General features: G+C 71.9%; 10 protein-coding genes. 4 read left to right on the top strand and 6 right to left on the bottom strand.

The genetic code is table 11. From position 1 onward, the window contains the following. The first annotated feature begins 363 nt into the window (after window positions 1-363). Window positions 364-3126: a pyruvate, phosphate dikinase gene (gene ppdK / locus C4U44_RS00150; RefSeq protein ID WP_235031769.1), complete on the top strand. Its 2763-nt coding sequence runs from the start codon at window positions 364-366 to the stop codon at window positions 3124-3126. A 379-nt stretch (window positions 3127-3505) separates the two neighbouring features. Here the strand turns inward: ppdK and C4U44_RS00145 are convergent, their stop codons facing one another. Genes C4U44_RS00145 through C4U44_RS00135 form a run of 3 tightly spaced genes read right to left on the bottom strand, consistent with a single transcriptional unit; the run spans window position 3506 to window position 5141 of the window. After that, the gene (locus tag C4U44_RS00145; protein ID WP_103883483.1) at window positions 3506-4357 is read right to left on the bottom strand and encodes a helix-turn-helix domain-containing protein; all 852 of its coding nucleotides are present in this window, start codon (window positions 4355-4357) and stop codon (window positions 3506-3508) included. Between the two features lie 24 nt (window positions 4358-4381). Continuing rightward, entirely contained in the window at window positions 4382-4909 is a 528-nt protein-coding gene (locus C4U44_RS00140; RefSeq protein WP_200823091.1) for a DUF6879 family protein, read from the bottom strand. Then, window positions 4890-5141, bottom strand: a complete 252-nt coding sequence (locus C4U44_RS00135) for a hypothetical protein (RefSeq protein WP_103883481.1) — start codon at window positions 5139-5141, stop codon at window positions 4890-4892. The genes C4U44_RS00140 and C4U44_RS00135 overlap by 20 nt, the downstream gene beginning before the upstream one ends. A 222-nt stretch (window positions 5142-5363) precedes the next feature. On the opposite strand from C4U44_RS00135, the gene C4U44_RS00130 reads away from it, so the two are divergent. Continuing rightward, window positions 5364-5657: a hypothetical protein gene (locus C4U44_RS00130; protein ID WP_103883480.1), complete on the top strand. Its 294-nt coding sequence runs from the start codon at window positions 5364-5366 to the stop codon at window positions 5655-5657. A gap of 785 nt (window positions 5658-6442) precedes the next feature. After that, a complete protein-coding gene (locus tag C4U44_RS00125) occupies window positions 6443-7030 on the top strand; it encodes a lamin tail domain-containing protein (protein ID WP_235031702.1) in 588 nt (195 codons plus the stop codon). 97 nt (window positions 7031-7127) lie between these two features. Here the strand turns inward: C4U44_RS00125 and C4U44_RS00120 are convergent, their stop codons facing one another. Next, window positions 7128-8147: a helix-turn-helix transcriptional regulator gene (locus tag C4U44_RS00120; protein WP_103883478.1), complete on the bottom strand. Its 1020-nt coding sequence runs from the start codon at window positions 8145-8147 to the stop codon at window positions 7128-7130. Between the two features lie 155 nt (window positions 8148-8302). Here C4U44_RS00120 and C4U44_RS00115 point away from each other — a divergent pair, with 155 nt between their 5' ends. Further along, entirely contained in the window at window positions 8303-9733 is a 1431-nt protein-coding gene (locus C4U44_RS00115) for an MFS transporter (protein WP_407642764.1), read from the top strand. Between the two features lie 169 nt (window positions 9734-9902). On the opposite strand, the gene C4U44_RS00110 is transcribed toward C4U44_RS00115, so the two are convergent. Further along, entirely contained in the window at window positions 9903-10865 is a 963-nt protein-coding gene (locus C4U44_RS00110; protein ID WP_103883476.1) for an NAD-dependent epimerase/dehydratase family protein, read from the bottom strand. 155 nt (window positions 10866-11020) lie between these two features. After that, entirely contained in the window at window positions 11021-15394 is a 4374-nt protein-coding gene (locus C4U44_RS00105; RefSeq protein ID WP_103883475.1) for a carboxypeptidase regulatory-like domain-containing protein, read from the bottom strand. Window positions 15395-15528 lie beyond the last annotated feature (134 nt).

Below are 15528 nucleotides of genomic sequence, written 5' to 3'. Positions count from 1 at the left end.
CTCGCGCAGTTCCTCGCACCCCCGATACGTACCGTTTGTACGCCCGACGCATGAGAAGCGGGGCGCCGGAACACGTGATCCTCGCCACGTCTGATACCTCGTACGCTCAGATGAGCGCACATTCGAGCATCACACTTCTCGAATGCACGGCACTGAGTGCCACCCCCGTTGCGTACACCCCGCCATGACTCTCGTCACCCTGCGTGCGCACCACGCCCGCTCCGGCTCGCGCTGCGGCGTCGTCCGTTCGACTCGTGAACGGAAGGCGGCGGCGCGGCGTCCAGCCGTCCTCTTTGGATCTGACGGCAGACGAGCGGTTACACCCGTGTGTCGAGGTCATGGACGTACTGGAACACCTTCGAGATGGGTACGCTCCCCGCCGTCAGGGCATCCAGGACGCGAGGAGTCAACGGACCCGTGTCGACACGCGAGAAGAAGCTCAAGTACGTCTACGACTTCACAGAGGGCAACAAGGACCTCAAGGATCTGCTCGGCGGGAAGGGTGCGAACCTCGCCGAGATGACCAACCTCGGCCTGCCCGTCCCTCCGGGCTTCACCATCAGCACCGAGGCGTGCAAGGTCTATCTGGAGTCGGGCAGGGAACCGGCCGCGCTCCGCGACGAGGTGAGTGCGCACCTCGACGCGCTGGAGCAGCGGATGGGCCGCACGCTCGGCCAGCAGGACGACCCGCTGCTGGTGTCGGTGCGGTCCGGCGCGAAGTTCTCGATGCCCGGGATGATGGACACCGTCCTGAACATCGGGCTGTCCGACGCGTCGGTGGCGGGGCTGGCCGCGCAGTCCGGCGGCGACGAGCGGTTCGCCTGGGACTCCTACCGGCGCCTGGTCCAGATGTTCGGGAACACCGTGCTCGGGGTGGACGGCGACCTCTTCGAGGAGGCACTGGAGGCCGCCAAGCGCGCCAAGGGCGCCGACAGCGACCTCGGGCTGGACGCCGCCGACCTGCGCAAGCTGGTCGGCGAGTACAAGGCCATCGTGGCCGAGCAGGCCGGGCGGGACTTCCCGCAGGAGCCGCGCGAGCAGATGGACCTGGCGATCCGGGCCGTCTTCGACTCCTGGAACACCGAGCGCGCCAAGCTCTACCGCCGCCAGGAGCGCATCCCCGGCGACCTGGGCACCGCCGTCAACATCTGCTCGATGGTCTTCGGCAACCTCGGCCCCGACTCCGGCACCGGGGTGGCCTTCACCCGCGACCCGGCCAGCGGCCACCAGGGCGTCTACGGCGACTACCTCCAGAACGCCCAGGGCGAGGACGTGGTGGCCGGCATCCGCAACACCGTGCCGCTCGCCGAGCTGGAGACGATCGACAAGGCGTCGTACGACCAGCTGATGAAGATCATGGAGACGCTGGAGACGCACTACAAGGACCTGTGCGACATCGAGTTCACCATCGAGCGCGGGCACCTGTGGATGCTCCAGACCCGGGTCGGCAAGCGGACCGCGGCCGCCGCCTTCCGGATCGCCACGCAACTGGTGGACCAGGGACTGATCGACGAGGCCGAGGCGCTGCAACGGGTGAACGGGGCGCAGCTCGGCCAGCTGATGTTCCCGCGGTTCGAGGACTCGGTGGACGACGCCGCCGGCTACCAGCGGATCGGCTGGGGCATCGCGGCCTCGCCGGGCGCGGCCGTCGGGAAGGCGGTCTTCGACTCGTACACCGCCGTGAAGTGGTCCCGGTCCGGCGAGCGGGTCATCCTGATCCGCCGCGAGACCAACCCCGATGACCTCAACGGCATGATCGCCGCCGAGGGCATCCTCACCTCGCGCGGCGGCAAGACCTCGCACGCGGCCGTGGTGGCGCGCGGGATGGGCAAGACCTGCGTGTGCGGGGCGGAGGAGCTGGAGGTCGACACCAAGCGGCGACGGCTGACCGCGCCCGGTGGCGTGGTGATAGAGGAGGGCGACCTCATCTCGATCGACGGGTCCACCGGGAAGGTGTACGTCGGGGAGGTGCCGGTGGTGCCGTCGCCGGTGGTCGAGTACTTCGAGGGCCGGATGCACGCCGGCGCCGACGAGGCCGACGAGCTCGTGCAGGCGGTGCACCGGATCATGGCGTACGCCGACCGGGTGCGCCGGCTGCGGGTGCGGGCGAACGCGGACAACGCCGAGGACGCCGCGCGGGCCCGCCGGTTCGGCGCCCAGGGCATCGGGCTGTGCCGCACCGAGCACATGTTCCTGGGCGAGCGGCGGGAGTTGGTGGAGCGGCTGGTGCTGGCCGACACCGACACCGAGCGGGACGACGCGCTGAACGCGCTGCTCCCGCTGCAGAAGGCCGACTTCGTGGAGCTGTTCGAGGCGATGGACGGCCTGCCCGTCACCGTACGGCTGCTGGACCCGCCGCTGCACGAGTTCCTGCCGGACATCACGGAGTTGTCGGTGCGCGTCGCGCTCGCCGAGTCCCGCAAGGACGCGAACGAGAACGACCTGCGGCTGCTGCAGGCCGTGCACAAGCTGCACGAGCAGAACCCGATGCTGGGGCTGCGCGGGGTGCGGCTCGGCCTGGTCATCCCCGGTCTGTTCGCCATGCAGGTACGGGCGATCGCGGAGGCCGCCGCGCAACGCCGGGCGGCGAAGGGCGATCCGCGCGCGGAGATCATGATCCCGCTGGTCGGCACCGTGCAGGAGCTGGAGATCGTCCGGGATGAGGCCGACACCGTCATCGCGGAGGTGGAGGCCGCCACCGGCACCACCCTCAAGCTCGCCATCGGCACCATGATCGAGCTGCCGCGGGCGGCGCTGACCGCCGGTCAGATCGCGGAGGCCGCCGAGTTCTTCTCGTTCGGCACCAACGACCTCACCCAGACGGTGTGGGGCTTCTCCCGCGACGACGTCGAGGCGTCCTTCTTCACCGCCTACCTGGAGAAGGGCATCTTCGGCGTCTCCCCGTTCGAGACGATCGACGTCGACGGGGTCGGCGCGCTGGTCCGCTCCGCGGCCGAGGCGGGCCGCGCGGTGCGCCCCGACCTCAAGCTCGGCATCTGCGGCGAGCACGGCGGCGACCCGGAGTCGGTGCACTTCTTCCACCGCGTCGGCCTCGACTACGTCTCCTGCTCACCGTTCCGCATCCCGGTCGCCCGCCTTGAGGCGGGGCGGGCGGCGGCCCGTTGACCAACTGAACCGGGGCCGGGTCCGGCCCGCCGGCGGCGGCCCTTGCCCTGGGGCCACAACCCTCACCGACCGGCACCCCTGGACCCGGCCCCACCCCACCGGGGGCGGCGCTTCGTGCGGAAGCGCCGCCCCCGGGCCTTGACCAGTGTGTATGTCATCGCACAGCCTCCACGGGGCACAACGCCGAGGGCGGCCTCTACCGCCGCGGCCGTCGCTGCCGGGCTTGAGCACCTGCGACCGGTCCTTGACCCACGCTTGCATCTCGGACCGCCGGTCACCGAACGTCGGCGTCGCAGGCCGCCTCGGCAGCGGGATCAGCTCGGCGGCATCAGTAGCGACATCAGTCGGCCGCTGTACCGGCTTTGCTCATGCCCGGGCGTCACCGCAGGGCCTCGACAGCCCGCACGATCAACTCCCGGGCGCCCGCACCGTACACCGCCATGCCGCGCAGTTCCTCGAACGCACGCAGGTAGAGGCTGATCTCGCTGGGCTGAGTGATATTCACCTGAGCCGAGAGCAACTCGACGGAGACAAGGGCCTGGTCGTACACGTTGAACGTCTCCGCCGCCCAGAGCAGCCGGCTCGGCGTCGCCATGGGGATGATGCCCAGCGAGACCGCCGGCAGCGCGCCGGCTGCGAGCAGGTGCCCGAGCTGCGCCGCCATCGCGTCGGCGTCGCCGAGTTGGTAGCGCAGCACCGCCTCCTCGATGAGGAGAACGAAGCGGTGCCCGGCCTGATGGATGATGCGTGACCGTCCGAGGCGCGCCGCGGCCGCCTCGGGGCCATCGTCCGGAAGGCCAAGGAAACGGGCGTTGGTGCCGAGCAGCGCTCGCGCGTACCCCTCGGTCTGGAGCAGGCCGGGGACGAGGGTGGTGGAGTAGACCCGAAACGTCTCGGTGGACTGGTACAGCTTCAGGTAGCTGTCCTGGAGCTGCCGCAACCCGTTGCGGGCCTGGCGCTTCCACTCGGTGTACAGGGATTCGGCGTGCAGTGAGGCCGCGATCAGGTCGCTTGCCTGGTCCTCAGCGCTCGTGGCGCGGCACCACAGCCGGATGTCGGTGGGCGACGGCGGCGTGCGGGCGTTCTCGATCCTGCTGGTCTTGGCGTGATGCCAGTTGCACCGGTAGGCCAGCTCAGCGACCGTCAGATCGGCGGAGCGGCGCAGGTTGCGGAGTCGTCGTGCGACGTCCTCGCGGGCCGCCTGCGCGGATGTCGACGGGGATGTGGGCATGGGTCGCCTACCGGTGCTCTCTGCCTAGCGGATCTTGTACTGGTCGTGCGGAATGGCTCGCTCCCACACGGCCTCGAAGGCGTCGCCGCACTGCTTGACCACCGCAGGATCGTTGGTCAGTTCCATGTCGGGATCTGCCCAGTTGCCGTCTCCGGTGAAGTGGTTGAACAGGACGGACTCGCCGTCGAAGACCCACAGATCGCTACCGGGGACGAGCAGCGAGGCGGCGCGCCGGCGCGGCAGCCACCGAACATGCTCGCCAGCAGCCAGGTTGACAGAGGTACCGGCGTGCTCGTACCGGATGTACTCGGTGGTGGGCTCGGAGACGATCCGGGCCCGGCGGACGGACACGCCTCGATCCCGGGCCCGGGAGATCAGGTCGACCCACGGAGACCAGTAGGCCGAGGTGGGGTCCGCGTCGCGCTCTCCGGTGCGCTGCCAGTGCACGAAGTCTTCAGCCTCGTCACCGACGCCGTACACGTCACGCATCTCCAGGTGCACCGCTGAGCTGCGAGCCGCGTCCATGAGGGCCCTAAAGTCGATCTGCGGCATCGCACGCCTCCCTCAGCAGCGGGATCAGGTGGGCGGGGAATCGGATGACGGTCTCGTGGGCGGGAATGCCTTTCGCGTGGCCGGGCGCCGTGTTCTCGATGGCCTGCTGACGGGTGGCCTCATCCGCGGTGTAGCTCTGCAACACGATGTCTCGGGTCTCCTTGTCCACCCATGCGGTGGGGGACCCGTTCTGTCCGGTCTCCGGGTCGATGCCGATGAACAGTAATTCCATGGCGGTGATCTCCCTCGGTTCGGTGCGCCGTTGTGCGTCACCATCGAGCCGGCCCGGGGAGCTCGTCAATACCGCCTGCCTCCTATGCGCCCTGGCGAGTGCTGTTGGTGCACATCGGCGCACATCGCTCACGCTGCTGCACACCGCGCTCGTAGCTTCGGCAGAGGAAAGCCCCGCGACCGCGCCGCAGTCCGGGTGTGGCCACGCCGTGAGGGGCGCAGGATGCCGCAGTCTACGACCAGCCGGATCACCGTCCGGTCTCTGCTGGAGCAGAGGCTACGCACCCCGCGCGTGCCCACGTTGGAGAGCGCCTGCGCCGCACTCGCCGCCCGCCCCCTCGACGACACCCTCGACGAGCTCGACGAGGTGCTGTCCGGACCCGTGTCCGGCGAGGCCGGGTGGCGGCTGCAGGTGCTCGTCTCCGCTCTCTACCACCACGCGGGCGCGTCGCTCCAACTGACCGAAGAGCTGCGGGCCCTCATCCGTGCCGCTGAAGCGAGAACCAGCAAGGAGTGATCCCCATGTCCTGTGGAAACGAGAACTGCCGCAAGGGCGGCTGCACCACCGACCCCAAGCCCGCCACACCCCGCCCCGCCGCATGATGACCGTCACGCGCGAGGGCTGCATCTACCGCGACACCAGCAGCGGCGGCGCACCCCTCACCCTGGTGGCCAGCGCGGCCGCGCAGGACGCCAAGCAGCTCGCCGCCTACCAGGCGTACCTGGCCCACCCGCGGGGGCAACGCGGCCCGTATTCGGCGTCTGCCACTGCTGCGGGCAGCCCGTGCACGCCGGCGACGAGCGGCGTGTCACGGTCAATCAGGGCAGTGGCGTATCGCCTGATCTGCTGCTGCACCATTCCCTGTGCAAGGCGCCGTAAGTGCGTCGGCACAACTGACAACCGCGACCTGCTCGCCGCGGCGGCCCCCGGTGTGCCGATCTGCGGCCCGCCCAAGGCCCGCCGCTGGCGGCGGTGCCCTGCGGCACGTGACAGCGGCACTGGCCCGTTACCGGCGGCGGGTGACGGAGTCGCTCGGATGTTCGGGACCGCGCGGGGGTGCCGACGCTGTCCGGCGGCCTGGGAGTTGAGGTTTCCGGCGGTAGCCGCGGCGCGGCACGCCCGGGCGGTCCGATCGGTGATCTCTACAGACAAGAGTTACTGACATGTCCGGATTTTGTAACGCGAGGCGGTCTTTCGTCACGGAGAGCCGCAGTCCGGTCACAGTGATGTTGCCCGGGACACCCCCGGGCATTCGCACCAACCATTCCGGTCCCGTACCGGAACCGCACGAAGGGGGACATATGTCCCGTATTGCCACCCGTATGACCGCCGCGGCGCTCGGCGCCGGCGCGCTGCTGGCCGCCGCCGCCCTGCCGGCCGCCGCGCACGACGGCCGGCAGCAGCAGCCGTCGCACCAGGTGTCGTGGCACCAGCCGTCCTGGCAGCACCAGCCGGTGCGGAGCCAGCCGCTGCGCTACGAGCCCTCGCGGAACCGGCCGTCGCGCCACGAGCCGTCGCGGAACCGTGAGCGGACCTCGGTGGTCCTGGGCGCGGTCCAGAGCGACAGCCCCGGTCGCGACGACCGCTCCGCCAGGTCGCTGAACGCGGAATGGATCACCGTCAGCAACACCGGCCGCTCCGCGGTCAACCTCAGCGGATGGACGCTCTCCTCGAGCGAGCACCACGCCTACCGCTTCGGGCACCTCGTCCTGGGCGCCCACAAGTCGGTCCGGGTGCACTCGGGTTACGGCCGCAACACCAGCCGTGACGTGTACCAGGGCAGCCGCACCTACGTGTGGGGCAACTACTCCGACACGGCGACCCTGCGGGACAGCCGCGGGCACCTGGTCGACACCGAGTCGTGGGGGTACCGCGGCGGCCGCCGCTGATCCCCGGGACGTCCAGGCGCCCCGTCGTCCACTCCAGGGCGGCGGGGCGTCGCCATGCCCGGGAACGCGGGCGACGGGACGCGGGGACGCGGGCCGCTCAGACCGCCAGCGGCCGGCGGCGGCGCTCCTCGTCCTCGACGGCCAGCGCGTGCAGCCGGTCCAGCCGTTCACGGGTGACCGCGTCGGCCGGAACGTACGTGGTCAGCCGCGGCCCCGCCTGCGGGCCGAGCCACAGGTGGGTGAAGTCGAAGGCGAGCACGCCGACGTCGCGGTTGAGGTAGCGCTTGACGTGGCTGTCCGGCTGGACCAGCACCTCGTGCCGCTCCCACATCTCGCAGAACTCGGGCGACCCCTGCTGGAGCCGCTTGAGCAACGCCTTCCAGGCGGGCTCGGCCAGGTGCTGGGCCATGGAGGCACGGAACTTCGCGGCCATCAGCCGGATGTTCTCCTCGCGGTCCAGCATCCGCTCGCGCCACTCGGGGTCGGTGAAGGCGAGCCACATGAGGTTGCGGTCCTCGGGCGGCATCAGGTCGAGGTCGGTGACGAGCCGCCCGTAGGTGCGGTTGTGGGCGATGATGTCGTACCGGCTGTTGAAGACGGCCGCGGGGAGCGGTTCGAGCTGGTCGAGCATGGCGCGCACGCTCGGGGACATCCCCGGGCAGTCCAGGTCCGGGTGCGGGTCGGGGGCGCCGGCGAGCGTGAACAGGTGGCGCCGCTCGATCCGGTCCAGCATCAGCGCGCGGGCGATGGCGTCGGCGACCTGCCCGGACACCTGGATCTCCCGGGCCTGTTCCAGCCACGTGTACCAGGTCACCCCGACCGCGGCGAGCTGCGCGACCTCCTCGCGGCGCAGCCCCGGCGTCCGACGGCGGCGCCCCGGCGGCAGCCCGACCTGCTCGGGCGAGATCCGCTCGCGGCGGCTGCGCAGGAAGGACGCCAGCTCGTGGCGGCGGCTCTCGGCGGCGGCCCCGGCGTCCACCGGCTCGCGGCCGTCACCGAGGTCGACGGTGACGCGGCCGGCGGCGCCGCCCGCGGTGGCGGTGGCGGCGCGGCCCGGAGCGGCGGCGGCCCCGCCGGGGGTGGCGGCGCGCGCGGCGCCTGGCACGATCGCTGTCATTCACCCAGGGTGCCGTACTCCGCAGGCCATTGCCAGGTGCTCGGTATACCTGGATAAACGCTCTCTGGTACCACCCTGAGGAGAGGTCCATCGTTGGCTGGGTGACCGAACCAGTGGACCGCACGCTGCCCTCCCGGGCCCAGGTACTGCCCCGGGTGACCCGCATCGACCTCCGTACCCCCGAGGGCGCCACCCCTGCCCCGAACCCCGGCCTGAGCACCCTCGGGCTGCTGACCGTGCTGCTGGGCGCCGCCCTGCCCATGGTCGACTTCTTCATCGTCAACGTCGCCCTGCCCACCATCGACCGCGACCTGGACGCCGGCTCCGCGGTGCTGGAGATGGTGGTCTCCGGCTACGGCGTCGCGTACGCCGTCCTGCTCGTGCTCGGCGGCCGGCTCGGCGACATGTTCGGACGCCGCAACCTCTTCCTGTGGGGCCTGGCCCTCTTCGCGCTGACCTCGCTCGCCTGCGGTGTCGCGCCGGACGCGTGGAGCCTGGTGGGCGCGCGAGTGGCCCAGGGCGCGGCGGCGGCGCTGCTGCTGCCGCAGGCACTGGCCACCATCCAGTCGGCGACCTCCGGCAGCAGCCGCGGCAAGGCGCTCAGCTACTACGGCGCGACCGCGGGCATCGCCAGCGTGGTCGGGCAGGTGCTCGGCGGCGTGCTGGTCTCCGCGGACATCGCGGGCAGCGGCTGGCGGGCGATCTTCCTGGTGAACGTGCCGGTGGCCGCCGTCGCCTTCTTCCTTACGCTGCGCTCGGTCCCGGAGACCAGGTCGGCGAACCCGGCCCGGATCGACCGCGCCGGCACCGTCCTGCTGGCGGTGACGCTGGTCGCGCTGCTGCTGCCGCTGACCGAGGGCCGCGCGGCGGGCTGGCCGGCGTGGGCGTGGGCGCTGCTCGCACTGTCGCCGTTCACCGCGGCCGCGTTCGTCACGGTGGAGGTGCGCGGCGAGCGCCGCGGCGGCAACCCGCTGCTGCCGCCGTCGCTGGTCCGCGTGCACAGCGTGCGCAGCGGCCTGATGCTGATCGTGCCGTTCTGCCTGGGCTTCGGCGGCTTCATGTTCGTGCTGGCGGTGGCCATGCAGGACGGGCTGCACTTCAGCGCGCTGGAGGCGGGCGCGGCCCTCGCCCCGCTGTGCGCGGCGTTCTTCGCCTCCTCGCTGCTCGGCCCGCGCGCGGTCGCGAAGTGGGGGCGCGGCACGGTGACGGCCGGGTCGCTGGTCCAGGGAGCGGGCCTGCTGGTGCTGGCCGGCACGTTCTTCTGGGGCTGGCCGCACCTGGGCGTGTGGGCGCTGGCGCCGGGCATGGCGGTGGCCGGCTTCGGGCAGGGCTTCGTGCTGCCGGTGGTGATCCGGATCGTGCTCAGCGAGGTACCCACGGCTCAGGCCGGGGTCGGCAGCGGCGCGATGGCCACCACCCAGCAGTCCGCGCTGGCGCTGGGCGTCGCGACCCTGGGCACCCTGTTCCTGAGCCTGTCGTCGTCGATCGGCGTGCGGGACGCGCTGGTGTGGGCGCTGCTCGCCCAACTCGCGGCGGTGGCGGCGACGGTCGCGCTGAGCCTGCTGCTGCCGCGCAAGGTGGTGTGAGGCCGGTGGCGTGCGAGGCGGCGGGGTGAGGCGCGGTCGCACGGCCGGCGCGCGCACCCCGCCCGAGGAGCGGACGCCGGGACGCGCCGGACACGGCGAGGGGGTGACCGGGTACGCCAGCCACCGCCCCGCGTGCGACCGTGAGATGCCCCGGCACCGGCTTCGCGCCTCAGGAGGAGGCCGCAGCGAGCACCGCGGCCTCCTCCTCGGGAGTGAAGCCGTGGCGGAGCGGGGGTTCGCCGCGCCCGCGGTCCCAGGCGCGGACGTCGGCGACGGTGGTGGCCAGCGGGGTCGCGGGCAGGCCGGCGGCCCGGGCGCGGGACGGATCGCGTTGCTGGGTCGGCCAGTTGGGGCGGATCAGCGGGAACATCACCGGCACCGGTGGGGTCTCCGGCGGCACCGGCACGAGGGTGACCTCGGTGCCGGCGGCGCGGGCGCACGTGGCGATGAGGCCGCCCAGGGTGGTCGGCTCGGCGGGGCCCACCGCGTGGAAGGCGCCGGAGCGTTCGTCGGCGAGCAGCCGCAGCACCAGCGCGGCCAGGTCGCGGGAGTCCACCAGTTGCAGCGGCTGGGCCGGGTCGCCCGGCACCGCGACCCGTCCGCCGCGTGCGGCGCGCCGGATCCAGTAGGTGAGGCCGCTGGAGGTGTCGTGGGGCCCGGCGACCTTCCCGGGGCGCACGATCGTGGCCCGGCTGCCGTAGCGCGCGGTGACGTCGTCCTCGCAGGCGACCTTGAGCGGGCCGTACGTCTCCTCGCTCAGCTCCTCGGTGTCGCGGACGGCGGCGCGGCGCGGGGTGTCCTCGTCGGAGCCGGGCGCCACGCCCTCGCGCCGGTAGACGGCGTGGCTGGAGATGAACAGGTAGCGGCCGACCCGGTCGTCGAGCACGTCCATCGCCTGCCCGACGTGCCGCGGCACGTAGCCGCTGACGTCGACCACCGCGTCCCAACCGCCCCCGCGCAGAGCCGCGTAGTCCCCGCTGTCCCGGTCCCCCACCAGCCGGGGCACGCCCGGGAACAGCGCTGGCCCGGTCCTCCCCCGGCCGAACAACGTCACGTCCGCCCCGGAGCCCAGGGCGCTCTCCACGATGGCCCGACCCACGAACGAGGTCCCGCCGAGTACGAGTAGGCGCATGGTCGCCGACCCTATCCGCCCGCCCGGGCGCGGGGACGGCCGGACGGCGGCGCCGCGCACCGGACATGGCACGGGTGCCGTGCCGGGTGGAAGTCCCGGCACGGCACCCGCAGGTGTCACCTCGCGGTGTCACCCGGCAGCGTCACGAGGCGCTGTCATCCGGTGGAGCTGTGCACGTGGGCGGTCAGGTAGTCCTGCGTCTTCGCCACGGTGAAGGCGCTGTTCGCGTTGAGCGCGAAGTCGACCGCGGTGGTCCCTCCCTTCGTGATCTTCGCGATCTTCAGCAGCGGGGTGTACCCGTCCTTGGCGGCGATGATCTCCAGCGGGTTGAACCCCTTGTCCAGCCACAGCTGGTAGGCACCGTGCCCGTCGGTCTTCAGGGTGTACGTCTGCGGTCCGCACCTGCCGGTACCGGTGTCGTACATGGTGCAGATCGCGACGGTGGCGCCGCCGAGGGGCGTGCCGCCGCTGTCGGTCACCGTCCCGGTCACCTTGCCCCAGGTCTTGGGCGGGGTGACCTGCATGGTCACGACGACCGGCTGCGCGCTGCCGTACGGCGAGTCGGTGTCGATGACCAGGTTCCCCTGGAAGGTGCCGGGTTGGGACACCGTCGAGGAGTCGGTGGTGACCTGCACGGCCACGGTCTGGCCGGGCGCCACGTCGAACCCGGTGGTGCTCTCCGACAGCCAGGAGACGTCGCTCCCGCACTGGTCGTAGCCGGGCAGGTTCTCCGCGACCGGGACAGGGCCGGCGGGACCGGAGCCGCCGATCTTGTAGATGCCGCACGCGGCGCCGCCGCGGTAGGTCGCGCTGTTGGAGTTGGGCAGGTCCGTCCACGCGTCGGTGTCGGGGTCGTAGGCGAAGCCCTGGTTGGTGACGTCCTTACCGTCGTTGACGATGCCGCCCATGACCTCCAGCTGGCCGTTCGCCGAGGCGGTCGAGGCGCCCCACACGTCGGTGGGCAGGTCGGACCCCTTCGTCCAGCCGGAGGCGCCCGGGGTGTAGGTGTAGGTGCTGGCGAGCGTGCTGCCGCCGATACCGCCGGCGCACACCACCTTCGCGTCGACACCCGCGCACGCCGTGAAGGCGACGGAGGCCGGGTAGTCCGGCTCCGCGCTCCAGGAGTCGCTGCCCGGGTCGTAGCTGTAGACGGCGGAGGTGGCGGGCAGGCACTGCCCGGAGGTGCAGCCGGCGATGACGTACAGCTTGCCGTCGACCACCGCGGTCCCGCCCGCCGCGGCACCGGTCGGCAGGTCGGCGACCCGCGTCCAGGTGTCCGTGGCCGGGTGGTAGGCGTAGGTGTGGGTGCTGTCGTCGCTCAGCACGTTCCACCCGCCGGCGACGTAGAGCGTGTCGCCGACGAACGCCGCGGAGGAGGCCTCCAGGGGTTCGGGCAGCGGCGCGATCGCGCTCCAGGAGCCGACCGCCGGGTCGTAGACGTAGGCGTCCTGCGTGTCGTAGTCGCCGTTGAAGCCGCCCGCCACGTAGATCTTCCCGCCGTGGTCGGCGACCGCCTCGTCCATCACCGCCTCGGGGTAGTCGGCGACCGAGGTCCAGGGTCCCGCCGCCGCGGCGGCCGAGTCCCGCAGCACCGGGCCGGCCGTGGCCGGACCGGACGCCGTCGAACCGGACGTCGCGGTCGGGGCCGCGATACTGGCCTTCGTCTTCAGCACCATGGCCGGCGCTCCCGAGGGGATGGTGGCCCCGGGTGCGGCGCCCATGGCGGTGAATCCCGCGTCGTCCTCGTCGATGCTCACGTGCACCGGCGCGGAGCCGTCGTTGCCGAAGGTCACGCTCTTCGACTTGGCGGCGCCGAGCTCCTGACTGGTCGACACGCTCTGCTGCGCGACGGTCAGATGGCCGGCGTCGAGGGCGAAGTTGCGGTGCCGGACGCCGTCGGCCGGCACGTTGACGCTCGCCTGGGTGGACGTGTACTTGCCGTCGGCGACCGTGAACGGGGTGCCGCCGGTGTGCGAGCTGAACAGCCAGTAGTAGCCGTCGCCCAGACCCGCGTCGTCCGGGGTGGCGACGGTCACGCCGGCCTGGGTGGCGTCGCTGCCGCTGGTGACCTTGGCGCCGTTCAGCGCGTCACCGGTGTTGGCGTCGGTCACGGTGCCGGCCACCAGGCCGCCGGTCTGCGGCGCGCAGGTGCGGCTGCCGACCAGGACGTCGTCGAGTTCCCAGCGCCGGCTCCAGGAGCCGGTGAAGTGGAAGCGCACCCGCACGTCGGACTGCCCGGCGGCCTGCGGGATCGGGACGTCGATGTGCCCGGGGTTGACGGAGTAGGGCTGGAAGACGGTGGACCAGGTGGTGCCGCCGTCCAGGCTGAGGTCGACGCTGCCGGTCTGGTCGGGGAAGCCGATGTAGGTGCTGTCGAAGCCGATCTCCGGGCTGGTCCTGCCGGTCAGGTCGATCACCGGGGAGACCAGCGAGGTGTCCTGCTTGCCGTCCTCGCCGTAGTAGTTCGAGTCGACGTCGGCGAAGTACTGGTCACCACCCGGAGGTGCGTCCCAGCCGCCCACGTTGTCGAAGCCCCAGGTCTGGCCGTTGCCGACGCCGTCGGTCACGGTCCAGCCGTCGTGCGTGGTGGTGCCGGACCAGCCGGTGAACGCCTCGGTGGTGCCGGCCTCCTCGTAGGCGTAGCCGGGTGCGGTGCAGGTGCTCGCGTCGACCTTCAGCGCGAGGTCCTTCGACACGTCGGCGTCGTCCACGGCCACGGTGGCGTCCTGGCCGGAGTAGCCGGGCAGGTCGGCCGAGGCGACGTGCAGCGTGTAGTCCTCGCCCGCGGGCAGGGTCACCGAGTAGTGGCCGGTGTACGGGTCGGAGTAGACCGGGCCGTTCGGGTAGCCGTCGATGGTGATCTTCGCCCGCATCGGCCAGCCGTGGCCCGAACCGTCGGTGACCGTACCGGACACCGTGTGGGTGGGCTCGGCGGTCATCGCGACGTTCTCGGTCGCGACGCTGTCGGCGGTGACCGAGATGTCCGTGACGCCCTTGTCGCCGTAGCCGTACTTGGTCGCGGTCAGGTCGTAACTGCCCGGCGGGACGGCCATGTCGTAGTCGCCGTCGGCGTCGGTCGTCGCGACGTAACCGCCCTCCTGGACGGCCACCTTGACGCCGGACAGCGGCTTGCCGGTGCCCGCGTCGGTCACCTGGCCCTTGATGTCGCCGTGCGGGCCGGTGGTCAGCGCGCCCACCCCGTGCGGCGTGCCGAGACCGGTCGGGCCGTCCCAGCCGGTGCCGGACTGGCACAGCTCGCTCGGCGTGCAGGCGCCGTTCGAGCCCTGGGTGACGTCGTTGAGGTCGCTGGCCCGGTTCGGGTCGTCGTACGGGTAGTTCGCCGGGTTCGTGCCCGGGACCGGCGTGCCGGCCAGGGCGTACATCGAGGCGACCAGCGGCGCGGACAGGCTGGTGCCGCCGAAGACGTCCCAGCCGCTGTCGGTGTCGCTGTTGTAGATCGCCAGCCCCGTGCTGGGGTCGGCGACCGCGGAGATGTCGGTGTCCGCGCGGGTGTCGCAGGCCGAGATGCCGCTCTGCCGGCCCGGCTTGGTCACGTCCACGGAGCAACCGCTGCCGGCGCCGTCCCACGCCGACTCCGCCCAGCCGCGCGCGCTGCCGGAGACCCGCTGGAGCGAGGTGCCGCCGACGGACACGACGTACTGCGAGGTGGACGGGTAGATGGTGCCGGCCTCGTAGCCGTTGTCACCGCTGGACGCGGTGTACACGATGCCCGGGTGGTCGAAGTACTGCTCGTCGGCGGCGTTCTCGGTGCCGTCCTCGCTGCCGCCCCAGCTCATCGAGATGTACTTCGCGCCCATCGTGCGCGCGGTCTCGACCGCGGTCGGCAGGCTGTCGCCGTTGGCGTCGGTGTCCGCCTCCACGAACAGGATGTGGCAGGCCGGGCAGGCCGCCGACACCGCGTCGAGGTCGAGGGATATCTCCGACGGCCAGTCGTCGCCGGCCGGCGGCGCGGGGGGATAGTCGGTGCCGCCGTTCTGGTCGACCTTGGTGAAGCAGCCGTTCGCCGTGGTGCACGCGGGCAGCCCGAACTGCGCCCGGTAGACGGCGAGATCGGACTCGGCCTTGGGGTCGTCGAAGGCGTCGACGATGGCCACCGTCGGCGACGCCGTCGTGGACGGCAGGTCATAGGCGGACTGGATGTCGCTCGGCCCGTAGCCGGCCGGTGCGGCGTCCGTGCCGACCGCCTTCGGCTCCACCACGCCGGTGCGCTTCAGCGCCTGACAGGAGAACGCGCGGGCACCCTTGGCCGTTCCGCACGCCGCGGCGTAACCGGTGCCCTGCGAACCCGCCGTGGCGGACGTCTTCTGCTGCGCCGGCGAGGACTTCGGGGTCGCCGCACCCGCCGTCCGGTGCTGCGCGGAGGTCGCCTTCGAGGCCGTCGCGGCCGGCGACGTGGACGGTGCGGGCGCGGCGCGGGCGGTCCCCGCGGCGGCCACGGACATGCCGGCGGCGACAACTCCGGCGGTCAGGAGGGTGATGAGTCTTCGTGACAGGGACGTGTGCTTCATCGATGTCTCCCCTTGGGGCTGTACACGCACAGTGGGGCAGAAGTGCGCCTCGCGAGTCGTGTGATATGAGACGGTGTCGTAGTTGTGCCAGACCTGACAAGTACCGGATGACTTCGGGTTCAAGACAGATGTCA

The sequence above is a fragment of the Actinacidiphila yanglinensis genome, assembly GCF_900107965.1.
Lineage (GTDB): Bacteria > Actinomycetota > Actinomycetes > Streptomycetales > Streptomycetaceae > Actinacidiphila > Actinacidiphila yanglinensis.
This window is presented reverse-complemented; position numbering and strand designations above follow the sequence as displayed.

Bases quoted from the DNA above. Each gene is read 5' to 3' on its own strand.
- C4U44_RS00105 (WP_103883475.1), bottom strand. From the start codon at position 15,394: ATGAAGCACACGTCCCTGTCACGAAGACTCATCACCCTCCTGACCGCC.
- C4U44_RS00130 (WP_103883480.1), top strand. From the start codon at position 5,364: ATGCCGCAGTCTACGACCAGCCGGATCACCGTCCGGTCTCTGCTGGAG.
- C4U44_RS00120 (WP_103883478.1), bottom strand. From the start codon at position 8,147: ATGACAGCGATCGTGCCAGGCGCCGCGCGCGCCGCCACCCCCGGCGGG.
- C4U44_RS00110 (WP_103883476.1), bottom strand. From the start codon at position 10,865: ATGCGCCTACTCGTACTCGGCGGGACCTCGTTCGTGGGTCGGGCCATC.
- C4U44_RS00135 (WP_103883481.1), bottom strand. From the start codon at position 5,141: ATGGAATTACTGTTCATCGGCATCGACCCGGAGACCGGACAGAACGGG.
- ppdK (WP_235031769.1), top strand. From the start codon at position 364: ATGGGTACGCTCCCCGCCGTCAGGGCATCCAGGACGCGAGGAGTCAAC.
- C4U44_RS00125 (WP_235031702.1), top strand. From the start codon at position 6,443: ATGTCCCGTATTGCCACCCGTATGACCGCCGCGGCGCTCGGCGCCGGC.
- C4U44_RS00140 (WP_200823091.1), bottom strand. From the start codon at position 4,909: ATGCCGCAGATCGACTTTAGGGCCCTCATGGACGCGGCTCGCAGCTCA.
- C4U44_RS00145 (WP_103883483.1), bottom strand. From the start codon at position 4,357: ATGCCCACATCCCCGTCGACATCCGCGCAGGCGGCCCGCGAGGACGTC.